General features: G+C 62.4%; 18 protein-coding genes and 1 pseudogene. 13 read left to right on the top strand and 6 right to left on the bottom strand.

The features are described 5' to 3' along the window. Positions 1-8 precede the first annotated feature (8 nt). From ABIB80_RS13185 to aspT, 3 genes are read right to left on the bottom strand one after another with little or no spacing between them, the layout of a single operon-like run. Positions 9-620 carry an invasion associated locus B family protein gene (locus ABIB80_RS13185; protein ID WP_007592974.1) on the bottom strand — a complete coding sequence of 204 codons (612 nt, stop codon included), beginning with the start codon at positions 618-620 and terminating at the stop codon, positions 9-11. Positions 621-647: 27 nt separating this feature from the next. Further along, positions 648-1,490 (bottom strand): alpha/beta hydrolase family protein, encoded by an 843-nt coding sequence (locus tag ABIB80_RS13190; protein ID WP_502918728.1) that lies wholly within the window; start codon positions 1,488-1,490, stop codon positions 648-650. A gap of 56 nt (positions 1,491-1,546) precedes the next feature. After that, positions 1,547-3,235, bottom strand: a complete 1,689-nt coding sequence (aspT, locus tag ABIB80_RS13195) for an aspartate-alanine antiporter (protein ID WP_007592970.1) — start codon at positions 3,233-3,235, stop codon at positions 1,547-1,549. A 133-nt stretch (positions 3,236-3,368) separates the two neighbouring features. On the opposite strand from aspT, the gene ABIB80_RS13200 reads away from it, so the two are divergent. The 6 genes from ABIB80_RS13200 to ABIB80_RS13225 all read left to right on the top strand — a co-directional run bounded on the left by ABIB80_RS13200 (position 3,369) and on the right by ABIB80_RS13225 (position 11,505). Beyond that, positions 3,369-4,034: a YoaK family protein gene (locus ABIB80_RS13200; RefSeq protein WP_502918727.1), complete on the top strand. Its 666-nt coding sequence runs from the start codon at positions 3,369-3,371 to the stop codon at positions 4,032-4,034. Then, complete coding sequence (locus ABIB80_RS13205; RefSeq protein WP_354127607.1) at positions 4,034-5,740, top strand: SulP family inorganic anion transporter; 1,707 nt, start codon at positions 4,034-4,036, stop codon at positions 5,738-5,740. The genes ABIB80_RS13200 and ABIB80_RS13205 overlap by 1 nt, the downstream gene beginning before the upstream one ends. A gap of 205 nt (positions 5,741-5,945) precedes the next feature. Then, positions 5,946-8,699, top strand: a complete 2,754-nt coding sequence (locus tag ABIB80_RS13210) for a decarboxylase (RefSeq protein WP_007592967.1) — start codon at positions 5,946-5,948, stop codon at positions 8,697-8,699. Positions 8,700-8,713: 14 nt separating this feature from the next. Next, positions 8,714-10,414 (top strand): aspartate:alanine exchanger family transporter, encoded by a 1,701-nt coding sequence (locus ABIB80_RS13215; RefSeq protein ID WP_354127608.1) that lies wholly within the window; start codon positions 8,714-8,716, stop codon positions 10,412-10,414. Positions 10,415-10,445: 31 nt separating this feature from the next. Next, a complete protein-coding gene (locus tag ABIB80_RS13220) occupies positions 10,446-10,883 on the top strand; it encodes a hypothetical protein (RefSeq protein ID WP_007592965.1) in 438 nt (145 codons plus the stop codon). Between the two features lie 160 nt (positions 10,884-11,043). Beyond that, entirely contained in the window at positions 11,044-11,505 is a 462-nt protein-coding gene (locus ABIB80_RS13225; protein WP_354127609.1) for a hypothetical protein, read from the top strand. An 85-nt stretch (positions 11,506-11,590) separates the two neighbouring features. Here ABIB80_RS13225 and ppk2 read toward each other — a convergent pair whose 3' ends face one another. Both ppk2 and ABIB80_RS13235 read right to left on the bottom strand, forming a co-directional pair. Continuing rightward, positions 11,591-12,391, bottom strand: coding sequence for a polyphosphate kinase 2 (gene ppk2 / locus ABIB80_RS13230; RefSeq protein WP_354127610.1), 801 nt, complete (start codon positions 12,389-12,391; stop codon positions 11,591-11,593). Between the two features lie 36 nt (positions 12,392-12,427). After that, the gene (locus tag ABIB80_RS13235) at positions 12,428-12,880 is read right to left on the bottom strand and encodes a hypothetical protein (protein WP_354127611.1); all 453 of its coding nucleotides are present in this window, start codon (positions 12,878-12,880) and stop codon (positions 12,428-12,430) included. A gap of 181 nt (positions 12,881-13,061) precedes the next feature. Here ABIB80_RS13235 and ABIB80_RS13240 point away from each other — a divergent pair, with 181 nt between their 5' ends. The 6 genes from ABIB80_RS13240 to ABIB80_RS13265 all read left to right on the top strand — a co-directional run bounded on the left by ABIB80_RS13240 (position 13,062) and on the right by ABIB80_RS13265 (position 19,953). Then, positions 13,062-13,472: a hypothetical protein gene (locus tag ABIB80_RS13240; protein WP_007592955.1), complete on the top strand. Its 411-nt coding sequence runs from the start codon at positions 13,062-13,064 to the stop codon at positions 13,470-13,472. Further along, the gene (locus tag ABIB80_RS13245; RefSeq protein WP_007592953.1) at positions 13,465-14,697 is read left to right on the top strand and encodes an HlyD family secretion protein; all 1,233 of its coding nucleotides are present in this window, start codon (positions 13,465-13,467) and stop codon (positions 14,695-14,697) included. The genes ABIB80_RS13240 and ABIB80_RS13245 overlap by 8 nt, the downstream gene beginning before the upstream one ends. A gap of 113 nt (positions 14,698-14,810) precedes the next feature. Then, complete coding sequence (locus ABIB80_RS13250; RefSeq protein WP_354127626.1) at positions 14,811-16,154, top strand: TAXI family TRAP transporter solute-binding subunit; 1,344 nt, start codon at positions 14,811-14,813, stop codon at positions 16,152-16,154. Between the two features lie 60 nt (positions 16,155-16,214). Further along, the gene (locus tag ABIB80_RS13255) at positions 16,215-17,297 is read left to right on the top strand and encodes an ABC transporter substrate-binding protein (protein WP_354127612.1); all 1,083 of its coding nucleotides are present in this window, start codon (positions 16,215-16,217) and stop codon (positions 17,295-17,297) included. 104 nt (positions 17,298-17,401) lie between these two features. After that, positions 17,402-19,039 carry a DUF3300 domain-containing protein gene (locus ABIB80_RS13260; RefSeq protein ID WP_354127627.1) on the top strand — a complete coding sequence of 546 codons (1,638 nt, stop codon included), beginning with the start codon at positions 17,402-17,404 and terminating at the stop codon, positions 19,037-19,039. Further along, positions 19,036-19,953, top strand: a complete 918-nt coding sequence (locus ABIB80_RS13265; RefSeq protein ID WP_354127613.1) for a DUF2950 domain-containing protein — start codon at positions 19,036-19,038, stop codon at positions 19,951-19,953. The genes ABIB80_RS13260 and ABIB80_RS13265 overlap by 4 nt, the downstream gene beginning before the upstream one ends. A gap of 113 nt (positions 19,954-20,066) precedes the next feature. Here ABIB80_RS13265 and ABIB80_RS13270 read toward each other — a convergent pair whose 3' ends face one another. Continuing rightward, on the bottom strand, positions 20,067-21,761 hold the full coding sequence (locus ABIB80_RS13270; protein ID WP_354127614.1) for a sensor histidine kinase: 1,695 nt from the start codon (positions 21,759-21,761) through the stop codon (positions 20,067-20,069). 183 nt (positions 21,762-21,944) lie between these two features. Between ABIB80_RS13270 and ABIB80_RS13275 the strand changes: the two are divergent. After that, positions 21,945-22,161 (top strand): annotated as a pseudogene (locus tag ABIB80_RS13275) (hypothetical protein); the annotation flags it as partial.

The following is a 22,161-nucleotide window of genomic DNA, read 5'->3' on the forward strand; positions in this document are numbered from 1 at the left end:
GCCGCTGCTCACTCGTCGATGTCCTGCTCCAGAGTCTGTGCGGGCGCGCCGTTGTGAGCCGAGCCGAACTGTGCCAGCGGCAACGATGTCGTCAGAGACAGAAGGTTGGAATCGGTGACCTCGAGCACCAGAGTCTTGCCGGCTTCCATGTCCTCGATGAACCTGGGATCGGCGGCGTCTGCGGCGATACAGGTATTGGTCAGGCACCAGGTGTAGGGCAACGATCTGGAAGTTCCCTGATCGACGGTCAGCTTGGCAGGCCGTTGCAGATACATCCCGACGGGGACAAACACTTGCAGCCGGGCAGTGCGGTCGCCGTCGCGCTCGATCAGGTCCACGCGCACCGCCATCTGGCCCGTTGCAAACTTGCCGGTGATCGAGGTCCGGCACAGCATCGGCGCACCGCCGGGCTTGACGCAAAGCTTCCGCCAGTCGCTATAGGTGATGTCCTTGGCTTCGCGCTGTCCGCGAGGCGCGATTTCGGCGGACTTTGCCTCTGGAGCCGGCTTGGGCGCGACTGCATTCTGCGCCGAAGCTGGTCCGGCAAGAGCCGCCGCGAACAATATCGACACGCAGACGAGCGCACGCCCAGACGAAAGCACTGAAGTTGTGTCAATCATGTTCTGCCTCCACGTCAGCCTCTGCGGCTATTTCTGCGCGTCAAGAAATCGTTCGACGAGCGGTGACCACATCGGGATCGTGTCGGGCGAGCCGATGAAGAAATGTCCTTCGCTGCCGAAGGGCGGCATCAGATGATATTCGGCCCTGCCGCCGGCCGCGGTGAAGGCCTCATGCATGCGCTTCGATAGGGCAGGGCCGAAGAACGTGTCGTTCTCGATATAGAACCACAGCATTGGCACCCGCGACGTCCGGCCGAAATCGGCGGTCGCTTCGACCAGCTTGTCCGGTGCGCAATTGTTATTGGGTTTGCCATCGACGCGGCCGCCGCGTCCTGCGGCGAAGGTGATGATCGCCTTGACCTGCGGAGGGTTTGCGCTCGAGAGCGCAATGGAAGCCCAGCCGCCTGCGGACTGTCCGATGACGATCACGTCCTTCGGCAGAACGCGCTTCTCGGCCACCATGTAGTCGATGATCCAGAGATCGACCTGTGCCACCGCACGCCCGGCGTCGTGGAAGTTCGGATTGGTGCAGCTTCCGACCTTGGAGAAGAAGGGCCCGTAAAGACCGTGTTCGGGAATATCGATGGCGGCCGCGCCGTAGCCGGTTCCGACCGGCGCTACGACGAAATAGCCGCGGCTGGCGAACCACTTCGCGGCACTGCGGAATTCCACCAGCGGGAAAAAGCTTCGGTCGACCGCTTTGAGCGAGACGCCATGGTTCATGATCGCCAGCGGGAAGGGGCCATCGCCGACCGGCCGCACCACATAGGCGAACATCGGCAGCGGAAGCGGCAGGGCCCAGACCTCTTCCTGGATCCGAACATTGTCGTCGGCGCGCACAGGGGCAAGAAAGCAGGCCAGGATGCTCAGTGCTCCCGCCAGGTAGGTCACTGTTGAAGCATGCCGCAAATTCACGTGCGCCTCCTTCAACCGGCGAAAGTGCTGGCCACGATGATCGGGCCAAGCACAGTCAGCACAACGTTGCCGACCGCGTAGGGCACAGCGACCCCAAGCACCGGCGTTTGGCTTTCTGCAACTTCGCAGGCCCCGGTCACCGCGGCGTCGACAGTCATGGCGCCGGCCAGCGCGCCGCAAATGATGACCGGGTTCATGCGGAGCACGCGATGGGCAAACAGGGTCGTCACGATCAGCGGCACCAGCGTAACGACCAGGCCCATGCCCACCAGCAGCATGCCGTGCGACTGGATTGCGACCCAGGCCGCGTGGCCGTTGCCGAGCCCGATCGCGGCGATAAAGCCGCCGAGCCCGAGGTCGCTCAGCGTTTGCTGCGCGGCGGGCGGCATTGCACCCATCGTCGGCCGGCGCGAGCGCAGCCAGCCGCAGAAAAGTCCCGCTATCAAGGCACCGCCGCCGCCGCCCAGAGTCAGAGGCACTGAACCGATCTTGACGCTCGCGAGGCCGGCGAGCAGACCTATGGCAATGCCTGCGGCAAGGAATGCGATGTCGGTGCGGTCTTCGGAGCTCAGGATCTGTCCAACCTGCGAGGCGGCGCGCTCGATGTTGCGGGTGCTGCCGACCAGCGTCATGACATCACCGACATAGACGCGGGTGTCCGCGCTCAACGGGACCTCGCGTCCCATCCGCGTCAGGGTGCGCAGGAACACGCCGCGCGCGGCGTCGCCGACGCGTTCAGCCATGTCCTTGACGGAGCGGCCATGGAGCTTGCGATTGTCGACGAGGACGTCGACCACGTTGCCTGGAAGAGCCTTCAGGATCTCGTCGGCGTCGATTTCTGTGCCAACAATCGGCTTTGCAGCGACGATGGCGGCGGTGCGGCCTGCGATAACGATGTCGTCGTTCGCTTCAAGAACGGTGTCGCGATGCGGTTCGACGTCAGCGCCCTGGCGCACGATCCGCTCGATCACGCTGCGGCTGCCGATCTGGTCTTCGACGGCGCCGACGGTCCGTCCCGCCGCTGCCGACACCCGGTACGCGCGCGCCTGGAACTTTCGATAATGCAGATTTTCGGTCTGCGGCGGGTTGCCACCCGACAGCTCCGCCTCGAGCTTTGCAGCTTCCGCTTTCAAATCGATCCGCATCAATTTCGGCGCGACGAACGGCACGTACAGGAGCGTGAGGATATAGCCGAGCACGTAGGTGACGGCGTAGCCGGCCGCGATATTGGCGTCCTGCTGCTGCAGCAACTCTTTGGGGAGTCCGAGCTGAGCTAGTGCGCCAGATGCGGTGCCGATGACCGACGACTGTGTCAGGGCTCCCGCAGCAAGACCGGAAGCGGTGCCGGGACCGAGCGCGAACACATGGGCAAATACGAGAACGATGACGAGGCCGGTGCCGCCAAGCACGAGTGCGAGCGCAACCTGCGCCAGGGTCCGGATGCTCAACGAGGCAAAGAACTCGGGTCCGGACCGGTAGCCGATCGTGAACACGAACAGGCTGAAGAGGATGACCCTGAGCAAGGACGGAAACGTGAAGGTGCCAAGCTGCCCGATCAGGACGGCAACGATGAGCGTGCAGGCCGTGGTGCCGATCGAAAAACCGCGGATTCTGACGCGGCCAAGAATGGTGCCCAGCGCAACCGACAGCAGCAGGAAAATTTCCGGAGCGGCGGAGATGATCCATCTGACCGTGCTCATGGCGCATGCCCTCCAGCGATTTGTGCTAAATCTGGTTCGTCAAACCGGGCGATGCTTGATTCAGATCAACCCCTGCCGGGGGTTAACCCGCTCCGTGTTGAGCCGCAGGATTTGACGTGGGGACCTGAGCACGATGGATACCGCCGTTGCTTCGTCGATACGCCGCGACGAAACGGCGCCGATTGCGCTGCTGCTTGCCTTCGCCGGCGGCTATATCGACGCCTATACGTGGATCATCCACGGCGTGATGGCCAATGCCCAGACCGCAAACCTTGTGCTGTTGTGGGTTTATGGCTCGATCGGAAATTGGACGAAGGCGCTGCACTTCGTCCCGCCGATCCTTGCATTCGCCGCCGGTATTCTGGTCGCTGCATGGCTGCGCCGGGCGACCGGAGGGCGCGCCAGCGCGATCGGTACACTGATCGAAATCCTGCTGCTGGTCACCATCGCCATCCTGCACAATCGCCTGCCGGATGTCGCGGGAACGCTTGGCATTTCCTTCGTCGCCGCCGTACAGAGCGCGGTCTTCACGAGGGTCGAGGGCGCGCTCTACAGCTCCGTCATGATCACGGGCAACATGCGGCAGGCGATTGAAGGGCTGTTCGCTGCGGCCTCCGGCAATGGGACGCTCCGTCCCCCCGGCATTTTCGCCACGTTATGCGTCGCCTTTGGTCTAGGGGCGGCTGTGGGCGCCTTCGCGACCAAGCAAATCCCGAATCTGGCGCTCGGTCTTCCCGTGATCGCACTGCTGGTCGTGCTGTTGCTCTGCGAAGTCTCAAGCGAGGAGGGCAGGCTCTGATGTCTTCCGGGCGGAAATGGCGCTGGATCTTCCTGTTTCCGCCCGCAACCTGGTTGGCGCGGTATCACCGCGCCTGGCTGCGTTCGGACGCCATCGCCGGCATCACGCTCGCGGCCTACGCCATTCCGGTGTCGCTGGCCTATGCCACGCTGGCGGGCCTGCCGCCCCAAATCGGCATCTACGGCTACATGCTCGGCGGCGTCGGCTATGCGCTGCTGGGGTCGTCGCGCCAGCTTGCAATCGGTCCGACCTCGGCGATCTCGCTGATGATTGCGGCGACCGTCGGGACGCTGGCCGGCGGAGACGCGGCGAAATACGCCGAGATCGCGAGCCTAGCCGCCTGTGCGGTAGCGCTGCTTTGTCTGATCGCGTGGCTGTTCAAGCTCAGCGTTCTCGTCCGCCTGGTGAGCGACAGTATCCTGGTCGGTTTCAAGGCCGGTGCGGGACTCACCATCATGATGAGCCAGTTGCCGAGCCTGTTCGGCGTCGCCGGAGGCGGTCACAATTTCTTCGATCGCGCCATCAAGCTCGCCGGCCAGCTCGGCGGCGTCAATTGGCTGGTTCTGGCGATCGGAGCCATCGCGCTCTTGTTCCTGCTGGTGGGAGAGCGGCGGCTGCCGGGAAGGCCGGTCGGGCTCACGATCATGGCGCTATCGATCATGCTGGCGACACTGCTTGGCTTTCCGTCGCTTGGCGTGCCGGTGACCGGCAAAATTCCGGAGGGATTGCCGGCGTTTGGATTACCCAGCTTTGGTCTATTGGAGCCCGACGAGCTCTTCCCGCTGGCCGCGGGATGCGTGCTGCTGGCCTATATCGAAGGCGTCTCCGCCGCACGCAGCTTTGCTGCCAAGCACGGCTATGCCCTCGATGTCCGGCAGGAGCTTTTGGGGCTCGGCGCGGCGAACCTCGTCACCGCCTTCGGCCACGGCTATCCCGTGGCCGGCGGGCTGTCGCAGTCTGCGGTCAACGACAATGCCGGGGCGCGCACGCCGTTGGCCCTTGTGATCTGCTCGGCGGCGCTTGCGCTGTGCCTGCTGTTCTTCACGGGGCTTTTGACGAACCTGCCCAAGGCGGTCCTGGCGGCGATCGTTTTTGCCGCCGTCTACAGGCTGGTGGACATCCGCGCGCTGTTGCGAATGTGGCAAGTCAGCCGCATCGACTTTTATGCCGCGGCGATTGCCCTCCTGTCAGTGTTGCTCCTGGGCATCCTGCAGGGCGTCTTGCTGGCGGCCGTCGCGTCGATCTTCCTGCTCCTGGGGCGAGCCTCGCGTCCGAATGTTGCTTTCCTCGGCCGGCTGCCCGGTACCGGCCGCTATTCCGACAATGCGAGGCACGAGGGCGTCGAGCCATTGGTCGGCATCATCGCGTTTCGACCCGAAGCCTCGCTGCTCTACATCAATGCCGAAACGATCCTGGAGACAGTGTTAGGCACCTTGCCGCTGTCGGCCGGCGTCAAGCTCGTTGTCTGTGATCTGTCGGCCGCGCCCTACATCGATCTGGCCGGCGCGCGCATGCTGCACGATCTCTATGACGAACTCGCCTCCCGGAATATCACCTTCCGCATCGTCGGCGCGCACGCACAATTACGCGATCTGCTGCGGGCTGAAGGCTTGGCGGAAAAGACCGACAGCAGGACGTGGCTTCGTTCGGTTGACAGCGTACTCGGGGAAACCATGACCGGGCAATCATCTGATCCCAATCCATAGGATACGCCCGACCTATGGGCGGGCCGGCTCTGACGCGATCTCACCATCATCCTCAATCGGTCACGCGGTAGCGCCTTGGACGATGTCCGCATCGCAAATTGTTCCGGGCCTCTTCAAGGCGCTCGACCCTTGACTTGGATCAATGGGCCGAGGTGAGCGGGCATCACGATCCCGGCCGAGACGTCGCAAAGATCCGGAGAGAGACATGTCCAAGGACGCCAAGGCTACAGAAAAGCGCATCGATCAGTTCATTTCCGGGCCCGGCGGACGGGCGGATGATTGGCGCGATCTGGTGGAGGCAGCGAAGGCATGGGCGCGCGGCGGTGACCGCACGAAGTACGATGCGGCGCTGGCGGATCTCTCCGTGATAGAGGAGTTTCACGGCTATCCGGGGCTGCAGTTGATGGCGGCTTTGCGGGAAGCGGCCTCGGCCGGGGATGCGGCGGGTTCACTTGCTCTCGCGACGCGCATCACGCAGGCGTTGATGACGAGATCTTTCCGCCAGCTTGCCGGCGACTGGAATGCCAAGGACGACGGCAACGGTGATGCGCCCGAGCTTGTGCCGTCAACTTTCGGATCGCATGAGGGCCATCGACCCTATTTCGAGACACTGATCGTCACCGGCCTTTCGTCCAACCATTGGCCGGCGCTCGCCGCCGAATGGCGCAAGTTGCGCCGTCCGGTCGATTCTTTCGTCTATGAGCCGGTGATCGTCGGTAGTCTTGAAGACGCCTTCTGCGCGACGATGCTCAACCCCAATATCGCCGCCGTCGTCATCAACGAAGGGTTCGGCCTGCGCTCGCGCCACGATGCGCCGATACTCCGCACCATGACCGCCGCCGCGGGCATCAAGGACGAGGCGGACGCGTCCGCGCTCCGGCTGGCGCACGTCATCAAGCGGGTACGTCCCGAGCTCGACATCTACCTGATGTCGAATCGCGACGTGGAGGCAATGGCGGGGAACCCCGAAGCCAATGTGGTTCGGCGGATATTTTACTCCATCGAAGAGCTCCTCGAGCTGCATCTCTCCATCCTCGAAGGGATCCAGGATCGCTTCGACACACCGTTCTTCGACAATCTCAAGAAATACGCGCAACGCCCGATCGGGACGTTTCATGCGCTACCGATCGCTCGCGGCAAATCTGTCTTCAGGTCGGACTGGATCCGCGATATGGGCGAATTCTACGGGCTGAACCTGTTCCTGGCCGAGAGCAGCGCGACCACCGGCGGTCTCGACAGTTTGCTGGAGCCGACGGGCACCATCAAGAGAGCGCAAGATAAGGCGGCACGCGCGCTCGGCGCCGATCGCGTGTTCTTCGTGACCAACGGCACCTCGACATCCAACAAGATGGCGGTGCAGGCGCTGCTCGGGCCAGGCGACATCGCGATCGTGGATCGTAACTGCCACAAGTCGCACCATTACGGCATGGTTCTGGCCGGTGCTCAGCCCATCTACGTCGAAGCGTTCCCGATGACCGAATATTCGATGTATGGCGCGGTGCCGCTGAAGACCATCAAGCAGGCCCTGCTGAATGCCAGAGCCGACGGCCGCCTGGACCGCGTCAAGATGCTTGACCTGACCAACTGCACCTTCGACGGCCACATCTACAACACCCGCCGGGTGATGGAGGAATGTCTCGCGATCAAGCCAGATTTGATCTTCCTGTGGGACGAAGCCTGGTTCGGCTTCGCGCGCTTCTCTCCGTTCCTGCGGCGACGGACCGCGATGGGCGCCGCCAACGAGATCGAGACCTGGATGCATGATCCGAAATCGGTCGCGGCTTACGAGAAGCAGCAGGCCGACCTCGGCAAGACCCCCTCGGACGAGGTGCTGCTCAAGACTCGTCTGATCCCGGATCCGCGTCAGATCCGCCTGCGCGTCTACCAGACCAACTCGACCCACAAGTCGATGTCGGCGATCCGGCAGGGCTCGATGCTGTCGGTCAAGGACGTCGAATTCCACACCGTCGAGCAGCAGTTCAAGGAGGCGGTGTTCACGCACGCGTCGACCAGCCCGAACCAGCAGCTCATCGCCAGCCTCGATGTCTCGCGGCGCCAGATGGAGCTTGAGGGCTACGGTCTCGTCGCCAACGCGATCGAAATTGCGTTCGCGATCCGCAAAGCGGTCAACAGCAATCCGCTGATCTCGAAATACTTCCGGATTCTCGGTGCGGACGCGATGGTGCCGGCGCAATATCGCCAGAGCGGCTTCACCGACTATCTCGCAACAGGCATGAACTGGGCGAGCGTCCTGAAGAGCCTGGACGACGACGAGTTCTGCCTCGACCCGACCCGGATGACGTTGGTCTGCGGCACCGCCGGCTACGACGGTACGCAGTTCAAGGGCATCCTGGCCAACGACTACAACATCCAGATCAACAAGACATCGCGCAATTCTGTGTTGTTCCAGTCCAACATCAACAATACCCGCAGCGACGTCGCGCATCTGGTGAGGGTGCTGGCCGAGATCGCGGGAGAGGTCGACCGCGGGTTGGTTCAGGGCGGCGCCAATGCGAAGAAGACCTTCGAGGCGCGCGTCAAGAGCCTGATGACCGATGTGCCCGACTTGCCGAACTTCTCGCAGTTCCACGACAGTTTCCGTGGCGATGCCGGCACCAGGACCAACGAGGGCGACATTCGTAGCGGCTTCTACTCGGCCTATGACGCAGCGGGATGCGAATATATCCGGCTCGGCGATTCCGAGATCGACCGTCGTCTCAAGGCCGGTCCCGACCTCGTCTCCGCCAGTTTCGTGATCCCGTATCCGCCGGGCTTCCCGATCATGGTGCCGGGGCAGGTCATCACCCAGGAAACCATCGACTTCATGCGCAAGCTCGATGTGAAGGAAATCCACGGCTACGACGCCAAGGAAGGGCTGAAGCTCGTACGTGCCGAAGCCCTGGCGAAGATTGGGCGGCCCAAGCCCGGCGCCGCGCCGAAGCTGAAGGCGGCATCGTAATAAAGGGGACGGATATGCAGAGCTTTTTCACGTTCTTGCAGCAGAACCCGTTTCTGTTGCTGTTCTTCGTCGTTGGGCTCGCCGTCTGGATCGGCCGGGCCAGCATCAAGGGTTACGGCCTCGGCATGGTCGCCGGCGCCATCGTGGTGGGCGCAGCCCTTTCGGTTTGGGCGTCGGTCTACGGCGTGAAGCTTGAGCTGAACGCGTTCGCCAAGAGCCTGTTCTACTATTTGTTCATGTATGGCGTTGGCTTACGTGTGGGACCGTCCTTTATCAACAGCCTGAAGGGCGATGGTCTCAAGTTCTGCATCCTGGCGCTGGTGTCGAGCGTTCTCGGTCTTGCGCTTGTCGTTATGCTTTCGAAGCTCTTTGCGCTGCCGATCGGCGCTGCCGGCGGCATGCTGGCGGGATCGCAGACCATGTCGGCCGCGATTGGCTCGGCTGAGCAGGCCATCACCTCGGGCGTCGTGAAGCTTCCCGAAGGCATGAAGCCCGAAGACGCGTCGGGCATGATCGCGCTGTCCTACGGCATCACTTATATCTGGGGCACCGTTGGCATCATCCTAATCTGCAAATATCTGCCGCGCTGGTGGGGCGTCGACGCCAAGGCCGCAGCCAAGCAGTACGAGCAGGAGTTTGGCGTCAAGGACCTCGAGGGTGGTGGCCTGACCGGTTACCGGCAGTTCGGCCTGCGTGCCTACCGGCTCGATAATCCGGCCCAGGTCGGCATGAGCATTGCCAAATTCCGCGCGATGAATCCCGAATACCGCATCGTCAATGTGGCGCGCCGAGGAGAACCGCTGGGTGCCGACCCCGAACTCGTTCTGCAAAAGGGCGACGTCGTCGCGCTCGGCGGCTCGACCGAGCATCTCACCGACAAGATGGGCCTGCTCGGTCCGGAGGTTGCCGACGCCAAGGCACTCGGTATTCCCATGGATCAGGCGGACATCCTCGTCACCAACAAGGAGATGGCCGGACGGACCTTTGAATCCTTCCGCGATACGGCCATCGCCGGCCAGCTGCAGGTCACCAAGGTGGAACGTGGCGGCGTGCAGATTCCGGCCGGTCTCAAGACCGAGTTGCAGCGGATGGACATCGTCTCGGTGGTCGGCATCAAGTCGGCTGTCAACGAGCTCGGCGACATGTGGGGACGCATTGCGCGGACCAACACCTCGACCGATCTGTTGACGCTCGCCTCAGGCATGATCATCGGCTTCCTGATCGGCATGATCGAATTTCCGGCCTTCGGCGCCAAGATCGGCCTCGGCAATGCTGGCGGTCTGTTGCTGTCCGGCGTGATCGTCTCATCGCTGGTCTCGCGACTGCGCTTCTTCGGCAATACGCCGAACGCGGCGCGCAACGTGCTGGAGGATCTCGGCCTCGTGGTCTTCGTCGCCATCGTCGGCATCAATGCCGGCGCCGGGTTGTTGGCGCAGCTCACGGGTGCGGTCGCGTTGAAGATCTTCATCGCCGGCTTCATTGCCTGCACGATTCCGCCGTTCATCGTCTGGGCGATCGGCTTCCACGTCTTCAAGATCAACCCGGCCGTGTTGATGGGCGGCGTTGCCGGTGCGCGATCTCACTCCGGGCCGTGCCGTGAGGCCGCGGTGGAAATCCAGAGCTCCGTGCCCTGGATTGGGTTCCCGGTCGGGTACGCGGTGTCCGGCATTCTGCTCACCGTGTTCGGCTACTTCGCAATGATCCTGGCTCAATAGCTCGGCGTCACAACCAGAGGAAATAAGACTCATGAGAAAAGTCGCTATCTATGCCGCCCTGGTCGCTTCGCTGGCAGGCGTCGCCGGCTTCAGCACGCCGTCGCGGGCAGAGACCGGCCAGGTCGCCGTTGTCTTCACCAAGGGCGGTTTCATCGTTGGCGTCGGTGGCGGCGAGGGCGTTCTGCTGTATCGCGGCCACAAATATCCCTTCACCGTCTCGGGTATGAGCGTCGGCTTCACGATCGGCGCTTCGACCACCAAGCTGGTCGGTCGCGCCCTCAACCTGAGGGGGCCGGAGTCGATCGAAGGCTCCTACGCTGTCGGCGGTGCGGGCGGTGCTATCGCTGCCGGCGCAGGTGCCGTTCAGCTCCAAAACGGCAACGGCGTGATTCTGCAGCTTAGCGGACCGAAGGTCGGTGCGGAGCTGTCGGCCGCTGTGGGGGGCGTGACGATAGCTTTGAAGCGGTAGAGCGGCACTCGCGCCGCTCTAGCTGAATGACGGCTGCTTCTCTCATGCACGTAAGTCAGGGAAGCGGCGGCAAATCAGCGCCAGGTTCGGATGCCAGCCGCGTTTCGCGAGGCATCGTCGAAAAGCGGATCACGGTACCCATATCGAGGGAGGACATGCCATGCTTCGTTATCTTCTGGCTCTTGTTGCGGCCGTCGTTCTTCTCACGGCAATGCTCATTCCCGATGATGCCTATGCCCGCCGCGGAGGTGGCGGTGGTGGCTATCGCGGAGGTGGAGGGGGCATGCGCGCCGGAGGTTTTCATGGCGGTGGCTATCGTGGCGGCGCCGTTCACGCGGGGCGGATCCATGGCGGAGGCGGACGCCATTACGCAGGAGGTCCGCGGCCAAGCCATCCCATCGCCGGTCGTCCGGGTCGCCCCGGTTACCCCGTTGCGGGCCGTCCCGGCCGTCCCGTCGCCGGTTATCCCGGAGGCTATCCGCGATATGGCTATCGAGGCGCGGCTTACGGTGCTGCTGCCGTCGGTGCGGCCGCCGCGGGCGCCTACGGATACTACAACAACAACGGTTGTTATCAGGACACGTACGGCAACTGGGTCTGTCCCAACCAGTACCCGTATTGAAAGAATGCGCTGCTGACGGACCCAGCGGACCGTCAGCAGCGCGGTCAAGGATCAGACCGCACCGGCAGTGCGTTCGATCACCTCGTCAATAACGTTCGGCGACGAGGTTCATCCCGCGCAGGACCGCTTGGTCATTGTAGCGTCCTTTGTCGGAGCGCTTCGGCAGCTTCACCTTGTCCTTCTTGATCCGCTTGTGCGGGATAGCCTCCAGGATGTGCGCGATACAGTTCAGCCGCGCCCGCCGCTTGTCGTCGGAGCGAATGATGTACCAAGGCGCCTCCTTCGTGCTCGTCTTCTTGAGCATCAGGTCGCGCGCGCGGGAATAATCATACCAGCGTTTGAAGGATTCGAGGTCCATCGGACTCAGTTTCCATTGCCGCACCGGATCGTCGATGCGGGCGTTGAAGCGGCGCTCCTGCTCCTCCATCCCGACCTCGAGCCAGATCTTGATCAGGATGATGCCGCCGTCGATGGCGTACTTTTCCATCTGCGGGCAGAGCGACAGGAAACGATCGTGCTCGGCGGGCGAGCAGAATCCCATGACATATTCGACGCCGGCGCGATTGTACCAGCTCCGGTCGAAGATCACGATTTCGCCCCCGGCCGGAAACTGCTTCATGTAGCGCTGGAAGAAAAGCTGCGTCTTTTCGCGATCCGATGGCGCAGGCAGCGCCACTACCCGGAATACGCGCGGGCTGACCTTTTCGGTGATCGCCTTGATCGTGCCGCCCTTGCCGGCCGCGTCGCGGCCTTCGAACAGGACGATGACCCGAAGCTTGTTTTCCTTCACATAATCCTGGAGATGGCAAAGCTCGATCTGGAGCTTTTCGAGCTCCTTCTCGTAGTCCTTGCGCTTCATCCGCTCTGAGGCTTCGTCCTTTGCCATGCCGCTCCGCCTTCTCTTAACTCGGCCGAAACGTGATCAGTCGCCCCAGGAAATGATGACGCCGATGTCGCCGGGCACGCCGCCAGGAAAATCGATGACCTGATAGCCGATGCGATAGCCGCGAGGCTTGAGGTATTCGGTCCAGAGTTCGAAGATCTCTTTTGGAATTCCGGTCAGCGTTTTCTCCCAGCCCGCCTCCATCTGGTTGATTGCGCGGCCCTTGTCGGTGCACAGGGTGTTCGGGAAGCGATAGACCTGCACTTCGGTCAGGCCGTTGCGAACCGCGCGCTGGATGATGGTCGAGGCGAGCTTGATTTTCTCCTCCTCGGATTTGCCGGACGGTCTGCTCAGCCGTTCGATCAGAGCGCGTTTCTCGGCTTCGGCCGCGGCGGCGAGGCGAACATATTCCTCGGCCTTTCTGGCTTCCTCGAGCGCAGCTTCCTTGCGAATTTGCAGTGCGTTGGGAATGAGCTCATCGATGCCGGGCATGATTGGGGCGTTCCTGGCTTGCTGTGGGGTCGGCGTCAGGGCTAAGCTAGGTTTCGCGCCGTTCGGACCTTTGATTCATATCAAGCAATTTTCCCACCTGCGCGGCCACGGTAACGAGCCGGCGCGCAGACCGCCCTGATCCCTTCCGTGGAGGCGACCATTGAGCGAGCAACTTCATCCGATGGCCCCGCATCATCTGCCGTTCTATCTCGCGCCGGGAAGCGGCACGGACGTGCTGATGGTGGTGATGGGGATCTTCCTGATCGGCACCGTACTCTGGGTTGGCACGCTCTATTGGAAGCTGCACAGCCTGCCCGAACGGATGGCGCACAAGTCACAGAAGCTGCAGTTCGAGATCGTGGCCGTGCTGGGCATCATCTCGCTCTTTACGCACATGCACATTTTCTGGGTGGCCGGCCTTCTGCTCGCGATGATCGACTTGCCAGATTTCGGCACGCCGCTGCGGAGTATCGCAGGCTCGGTTGAGAGGATCGCTGACGCCGCGCCCGGCGAGGGTCGCGAGCCAGAACTCCCCAGCTTGCCGCCGGTCGAGAAGCCGATCGTCAAGGGGAAGGAGCACAGCCATGTTTGAGCTCATGTTCTGCTCCATCCTGACCATCCTGCCGGACTACCTCTACCGACGTTATGCCCAAGGCAAACGGTTCGGCAAGGAAATCACCTTCTTTTCCATCTGGTACGAATTGCGATGGGGTATCACCGGCTGCTTGATGCTGACGATTTCGCTGATCACGATGATCTTCTACTTTCACCCGTCAACGACCTCGGCCGCGCTCTATTTTCGGACGGTCCCCATCCTTCCTGAAGGCTCCGGCCGCGTCGCGGAAGTCAATGTCGGCTACAGCGAGGCAGTGAAGAAAGGCGACGTGCTGTTCAGGTTGGACAGTTCGAAGCAGAAGGCCGCCTTGGAGACGGCCACGCGCAAGATCGCCGAGGTCGACGCCGCGATGACAAGCGCCGAAAACGACGTGGTCAAGGCCGAAGCGCAGATCCAGGAAGCCAAGGCCAGCCTTCAGCAGGCCAAGGACGAGCTGGACGTCAAGACGGAGCTGCAGCGCCGCAATCCCGGTATCGTCCCGCAACGCGATATCGAGAAATTACAGGTCGTGGTCAACCAGCGGCAGGCTGGTGTGGACTCGGCCACCGCGTCCAAGACGTCGGCGATGTTGCGGCTTTCAACGCTGTTGCCGGCTGAAAAAGCGAGCGGCCAGGCGGCGTTGGCTGAAGCGCAGGTCGATCTCGACAAGACCTTCGTTCGCGCCGGCGTCGACGGTCGGGTCGAGCAGTTCCTCGTTCGGACGGGCGATCTCGTTGCCCAGATCATGCGACCCGCCGGCGTGTTGATACCGGCGGATGCCGGCAGGGGTAGGCTGCAGGCCGGGTTTGGACAGATTGAAGCGGGGGTGGTGAAGGTAGGGATGGTCGCAGAAGCGACCTGCATCTCCAAGCCATGGGTGATCATTCCGCTCCTTGTCACCGATGTGCAGGATTACATCGCCGCCGGCCAGGTGCAGGCTGGCCAGGAATTGATTGAAGCTCAGAATGCACGTAAGCCGGGTTCGATACTCGCCTTCCTGGAGCCGCTGTACAAGGGCGGCCTCGACGGCGTGACGCCGGGCAGCAGTTGCATCGTCAATGCCTACACCAGCAATCACGAGGAGATCTCGGCCAAGGAGACCGGTACAGGCCGGGCAATTGCCTTGCACGTCGTCGATGGTGTCGGACTCGTGCACGCCATGCTCTTGCGAATTCAGGCGCTGCTGCTGCCGATCAAGACGCTGGTGCTCAGCGGGCACTGACCGGCATCGCTTTGGCTTGAATCGCATTTCGGTTCAGCGATGCGCCTCAGTTGAGCCGGTCTGGCGTCATGAGCCAGTCCGACCAGTCAGCGCATATTCACTGTGAGCGCCACATGGTCCCCGCAAAAATGCCGATCTGGCTTCGTTCCTTCATTGTCGCCAGCGCTGTCGTGCTCGTGCTTGGAGCTGGCCTGTTCGGCTACCGGTGGTATTCTCGCCCCACGACGCTGACCATCGCCGTCGGATCGCTGGACGGTGAGGCCGCGCGTCTGGTCTCGGCACTGGCGAGCCGGCTTGCCGTGGTGAACGCCCCGGTCCGGCTCAGACTGGTGGAAACGACCAACGCGGTTGATGCTGCCGAGCAGTTTGCGGCGGAAAAGGTCGAGCTTGCTGTCGTCCGGGGCGACGTCGGCGACCTATCGCAGGCGCAGGCTATCGTGGTTCTCGCCCACGCCGTTGTCCTGCTGGTTGCGCCGCCGGGCTCCTCCATTACCGAAATCGCTGGTCTGAAGCGCACCAGCGTCGGCGTGATCGGCGGCGAGATGAATCGCAAGCTCATCGACGTTCTGAGCGACGAATACGGTCTGGGACGTGCCAATGTGACGTTCCGCAATCTCCAGCCGGCCGATGCGCGGCGTGCACTTGATGCGAAGGAGGTGCGGGCGATCCTGGTCGTCGTTCCTCTTGCCGAAAAATATCTTGCTCTGTTACGCGGCCTTTTTCTGCAGACGCCCAAGACCGCGCCGGTTCTGCTTCCGATCGATGCGGCCGGTGCCATCGCGGAGAAGCAGCGCGCCTATGAAAGCTTCGATGTCCCGAAGGGCACGCTGCGCGGTTCGCCGCCTATCCCGAGCGAGGATCTGACCACGTTGCGGGTCTCTTTCTACGTGGTCGCGCGAAAGCAGCTCAGCGCTGAGGTGGCCGGCAGCCTCGCCGACGCCCTGATGAAGGCACGCAGGGATCTGCTGGGGGAATTGCCGATACTCTCTCAAATGACCGCGCCGAGCACGGATTCGGACGCCTTCCTCCCGGTTCATCCTGGCGCCGCAGCATTCTACAACGGAACGCAGCAGAGCTTTCTGGACGAATGGGGAAACATCATCTTTCTCGCGCCCATGATTTTGGGCGGCCTCATCTCGGTGCTGGCCGCGGCCTGGAAATTCCTTCAGGTGCGTGATCCCTCTAAGGATGAACGGGGCCTGGACTCGCTGTATGCGCTGGGCGCGCGGATACGCAGGACGGAGGCGGAGGCCGAACTGTCCGATATCGAGGTCGAGATCGACCGGGTGCTCCAGGGCCAGCGCGCCAAGGCCGCTGCAGGAGACGAGAATGCGCTCGATGTCACGACATTGAATGTCGCTGCGCATCGTCTTCAGAGCCTGATTCACGACCGTCGGATCCTGCTGTCCGCGTACGGACATGAGCAAGCGCTCGGTCAGCCAGTTGACCGCACCTGACGGTGGTCACTTCCAGACCAAGTCGAATCACGGCCGACCCCAAGCTCAGCGACCTTGATCTTGATCAAACCCTCCGGCCGCCAACCCCGTTTCCTTCAGCAATCGCGTCATGCGAAAGGTGCGGGACATCAGGGGGATAGCGGACGGGCAATGAAGCGCCGTGAGTTCATGGCCTTGATCGGGGCTGCAGTTGCTTGTCCGGTTTTCGCGCGCGCTCAGGATGGGGCACCGCGGCCGATGCCGTCGGTCGGCGTGCTGACTGGCAATTTGGTGGGCGATGGCGGCGCACAGATGCGCGTCAATGCCTTTCAGCAGGGTCTCGCCGACCTCGGCTGGATCGCCAATCAGAACTACCGACTCGATGTGCGCTGGCCGGGCTCCAATCCGACATGGCAGGAACGTGAAGCTCGCGAACTTGTTGCCACCGGACCCGACGTGCTGTTTGCGACCAGCACGGCGACGACACGGGCGCTGCGGGCTGCAACGCAGATCATTCCGATCATCTTTGTCGGGCTCTCGGATCCGGTCGGGACAGGCCTCGTCGTCGATCTGGCAAGGCCGACCAGCAATCTTACCGGCTTCTCGCTTTACGAGCATGCTATGAGCGGGAAATGGCTGAGCTTGTTAAAGGACTTGGTACCCAGCATGAGCAGTGCGATGCTTCTGTACAATCCCGAGACCGCACCATACGCGCCGCTTTATCTTCAGGCCGCACACCAGGTGGAAAATCGCCTCCGCATGACGGTTACCGGCGCCTCCGTCCGCAGCGGCGCCGAGATCGCGGGGGTCATCGAGACGGCGGCGCGGAATGGTAGCGGGCTCGTCGTGCTGCCGGATGGCGGTTTCTTCAGTACTCAGAGCGCAATGGGAATCCCGTTGCTGATCCAGCGCCGCGTGCCGGCGATCTTCGCCGTCCGCTTCTATGCTGTGAATGGCGGGCTGATGTCTTATGGCGCCGACCTGACGCAGCAGTTTCGCGATGGCGCTGGCTATGTGGCTCGCATCCTTCGCGGTGCCGAGGTCCGCAGTCTTCCGGTGCAATTCGCCACGAGGTTCGATCTCGTCATCAACATGAGAGCCGTTCACGCCCTCGGACTGGCAATCCCGGAGCGATTGCTCATGGAGGCTGAGCTGATCGACTAGCTTGCTCGGGCGTGGCGGGGGATGAGGCAGCGTTTCGTTGATCTCGATCAACAAACGCCAGCTCTCGGGTTTGATGATCGCCGGACATGTGTATGGAGGATCTGATGTTTTGCTGCGGCAGGACCTTGATGGCGCTTGCGCTCGTGATCGCGATTCCGCTGGCGGCGGCGGCGCAGACCGCAGAGAAGGCGCCGGCCTCCAGCCCACCGCAGGCAAATCCCCCCGCGCAAGCCGCAGAGCTTCTGAAACCGGAGCAGCTCGAAGCTCTGGTCGCGCCGATTGCGCTCTATACCGACGAGTTGCTTGCCAACGTGCTGGCGGCTTCCACCTATCCTCTGGAAGTCGTTCAGGCCGATCGCTGGCTGAAAGAGCGCAAGACTCTGAAGGGTGATGCCCTGAAGACAGAAGTCGAGAAGCAGCCGTGGGATGACAGCATCAAGGCACTGGCTTCGACCGCCGAGGTCCTGACCATGATGAGCGACAAGCTCGACTGGACCAAGGCGCTGGGCGACGCCGTGCTGGCACAGCAGCCGGATGTGATGGATGCGGTCCAGCGGCTGCGGACCAAGGCTTATGACAACAAAAAGCTGGTGACCACCAAGCAGCAGAAGGTGAGCGTCAAGACCGAGGAAAGCAGGCAGGTGGTCGTGATCGAGCCGGCGGTTCCCGATACGATGTACGTGCCGTACTACGAGCCTGCGACGGTCTACGGCGCGTGGCCCTACAACGAGTATCCACCATATTACTTCGGCTACCCATCCTACATCGGCGCAGGCGTCGTCGCGGCGGGTCTCGCCTTCGGCACGGCTTGGGCCATCGGTCGCTGGGGCAATTATTGGGGCGGCGGCTGCAACTGGGGCAACCGCAACGTCTATATCAATCACCGGACCACGAACATCGGAAATGGCTGGCAGCACAATCCCTCGCATCGCCAAGGGGTACGCTACAACAACGCCAACGTTCAGCAGCGCTTCGGCAATAGCAATCTGAAGGCCGGCGCCGCCGACCGGATGGATTTCCGCGGCCGCGACGGACAGCAGAAGCCGGGACAGGATCGGCCTGGTGGCGCAGATCGCGCCGGTGACCGTGCGGGAGATCGCGCTGGCGACCGAGGTGGCGACCGTCAAGGCGCCGGGGATCGCGCCAAGGCGGGAGGCGATCGCGCCAAAGGTGGCGGCGATCGCGCGGGCAAGGCGGGTGGTGCCAAAAACGCGGGCGCCAAGAACGCCGGGACCAAGGGGGGCGGCGGTGCCAAGGCCGCGAACCGAGCTGGCGGCAGCCCACGCGGCGGGAGTGCGCTGAACGTATCGTCTGGCCGCTCGGCGGCCGCAGCATCGGCCCGCGGTCACGCCAGCATGGCGAGCATGGGACCGCGTGGCGGCGGTGGCGGCGCGAGCTTCGCCGGTCGTGGTGGCGGCGGTGGCGGATTCCAGGGCGGTGGTGGCGGCGGCCGGGGCGGTGGCGGCGGCGGGCGCCGCTCCGACATCGTGCTCAAGCACGATGTCGTTTTGCTCGGCTATCTCGCCAACGGGCTTGGTTACTACCGCTTCAGCTATATTGGCAGCGACAAGGCCTATGTCGGGGTCATTGCGCAGGAAGTCGAAGAGGTGAAGCCAGAAGCCGTTACCCGCGGAGCCGATGGTTATCTCCGGGTCTATTACGAGAAGCTCGGTCTAAAATTCCGTACGTATCGGGATTGGCTCGCCGGCGGCGCAACGATTCCTGCGGAGGTGATGCCATGATGAGCTTTAAGTCGCTTCATCGCGTCGCGCTGCCGGCCATCATGGCGCTGGCGCTCATGAGTTCGCCATCCCGGGCGCAGCAATCTTACCCGACACCGGAGGATGCAGCGGCGGCGCTCGCTGCCGCCGTCAAAAGCGGGCCCGACCGGGCCATCCTGAAAGTCCTCGGCAGCGCTGCCGAGGACATCGTCTCGTCCGGCGACGAAGTCGCCGATGCCGATATCCGGCAACGCTTCACCTCGATGTATGAGGCCAAGCATTCGATCAAGGCGGAGGGCAACAAGAAGGCGACGCTGGTGCTGGGCCCGGACGACTTCCCATTCCCGATCCCGCTCGTCAACACCAGGACCGGCTGGGAATTCGATACCGCCGAAGGCCGCATTGAGGTGCTGTATCGCCGCATCGGCCGCAATGAACTCGACGCGATCCAGACCAGTCTCGCCTTTGTCGATGCCGAGAACGAATACGCCGACAAGGATCGCGGTGAGGGTATTGGCGTGTACGCGCAGCGCATCGTCAGCAGTGCCGGCAAGAAGGATGGACTGTTCTGGCGCGACGACAACGACCAGAGCCCGCTCGGTGCATTGGCGGCGCAGGCTTCGGCCGAAGGCTACAAGCCCGAGGAGGGTGCGGCGCCCTATCACGGCTATTATTTCCGGATCCTGAAGGGGCAGGGGTCGAACGCGCCAGGTGGCGCGCTCAACTATGTGGTCAAGGGCAAGATGATCGGAGGTTTTGCGCTGGCCGCCTGGCCCGCCGAGTACGGCAATTCCGGCGTCATGACCTTCCTGGTCAACCATGCGGGCGTTGTCTACCAGAAGGATCTCGGGCCTCGGACCGAGGTTCTCGTTTCCCGCATGACTGCATTCGATCCGGACCAGACTTGGAAGAAGGTCGATGGTGCAAAGCCCTGAGCGACGTACGCAGATAGTGCGTCTGGCACCGTCGTATCGGTCGCCAACCTCAGCACGATCATGATCTCTATGAAGTGAGCGAAATGCGGAACGGTCGTGACGGTCCCGGACCATCATCGCGCCGAAGCGGGAGCGGAGATTGGAATTTCCAGCTCGAAAATGGAGCCCTTGACGTCCGATTTGATCAGCCTCAGCTTTCCTCCACACCTTGCGGCCAAATTGCAGGAGATAGCCAGCCCCAATCCCATACCGCCTTGTTTCGTCGTGAAGAACGGATCGAAGATGCGCTCTTGATCACGTGGCGAAATGCCGGTGCCCGAATCTTCAATGGACAAATGGACCGTAGTGCCTCCATCAAGACGGGTTTTCATACGCAGCTCTCGTTGATCGGCGGGGACAGAGCTCATTGCGTCAATCGCGTTCTTGCAGAGGTTCAGGAGAATCTGCTGGAGCTCAGTGCCGTCCAGGACGACTGGAGGAATGTTGCCCTGAAACTCCGTCGTTACTGATACGCCATTGGCCAGGAGATCGTGTCTCAGCAGCCTGCGCGCTAGCTCGGCGACATCCTCGACGTTTGCCGAAGCGCCGCCGTGCGCCGTTTTGATCGTCATCTCGCGAATGCTCGATATGATGTCTGCGGCCCGGCTGCCATCGGCTTCGATGTCACAGAGGATGTTCTCGAGTTCCTCCAGTTCAGGCGAGGTCGCTCGGAGGTGACTGAGCCCTGTCGCAGCATTGAGAGAGATGGCCCCCAACGGCGATCTCAGCTCATGGGCGATCGCACCAGTGACCGCGTCGATGCTGAGAAGCCGGTTCGCTCGTTCGCGTCGCTGCAGGGCGATGACGCTGGCGAGGCGCGAATAGATAAACATCGTTTCGATGAGCAATATGGTCAGCAACATGCAGCTGCCGACCAGAACGAAACCGCGTGCTGCGTACCAACCCACGGTGAATCGAACCGAGCTGCCGATGATCGCCACCAGGAAATTGGGCAGGTAGGCGAGCAAAGTCACCATCAACCAAAGGTCAAGAATGGTGCGCATGCGCGCAAACAGGACGGTGAGAGCAGTCACATTCCAAAGCAAAAGTATCAGGTTGACCTGATTACCGAGAGGCGTCTGATGCCAGACGTCATTCACGTAGAAGCTCGGGAGAAACTCGGCTTTCGCGGTCACCATCCACGTCAGTCCCGCCACCGTGGCGGCGATGCAGCCGAATGCTAACACGATCGCGGCTATCGCAGGTCTGCCTGGTCTGCCGGCGGTGGAACGATCCTTTGTGAATCCGTACACTAGGATCGCTGCGGGAAAAGCCGTGTGCCAAAGCACGTAAAGCCAAGCGGGGCTGTTCAGTCCGTCCCCAATGAGACCCGCGGGAGCGTATCCGTTCGGAAAGGCGAGCGTTTGCAAGAATGCGAACGATCCGCTGAAAACGTATCCGCTTGCGAGTGCAAGAAGTGCCCGCTGAGGCTGGATCGAAAATTGAGCAAACAGCAGGGCTGCCGTGATGAATTCGGCCAGGGCCAACGCGGTCTGCAAGACTGGAACGAAACCATTGATCTGGCCCAATTGGATCCGGGCGAACGGCGCGATGACCGCTGCAAGGACGATGAGCGAGACGGCGACACCCACGGCCCAGGCCTTTTGGCGGGGGGTTGCGGGGATGTTCGCGATGACCAATGGGAATTCTTGCTCATCATCGTAAGCGGGCTCGGCGGCTGCGTTGGCCAATCGCTCGCTCGCTAGCGCAATGCCCGGCCCTGATGCTGTCGCACCGCCGCCAAGTCCCATGAACTTGCGCTGGCTCATGCCGCCTCCGGAGCACCGCGAGACACATCCTACTCGTCTAAACGCCCTCAGTGAAGCGCCTGATTGAGAGCTGGATATAGACTGGGGGCTCCCGCCAATGGTGCGGATGGTGTGCTCCCGATGGACACGCTCCGCGTACGTCGCCAAGAGTGACTCGGATTCCATGCCATGGGGCCCTCCAGTATGAGGCTGCGCATTAAACTAAAGCCGCGGGACTCGTCGAGCGAAACACCCGCCAGCGCCGTCAACCCCTCTTTGCAAAAATATTCCACTTTACCGAAATTCGGTTTTGACGTATGTATCGGCCATCCCGGCTCATCCTTGAGGGGCGATCTTGTGGTCGTCATGTTCGCGAGCCGGGCTTGCGGTGGACGCGGCAGCGTTCGGGTGCGAGTGGCCA

The organism is Bradyrhizobium sp. i1.15.2 (assembly GCF_040548425.1).
Lineage (GTDB): Bacteria > Pseudomonadota > Alphaproteobacteria > Rhizobiales > Xanthobacteraceae > Bradyrhizobium > Bradyrhizobium canariense.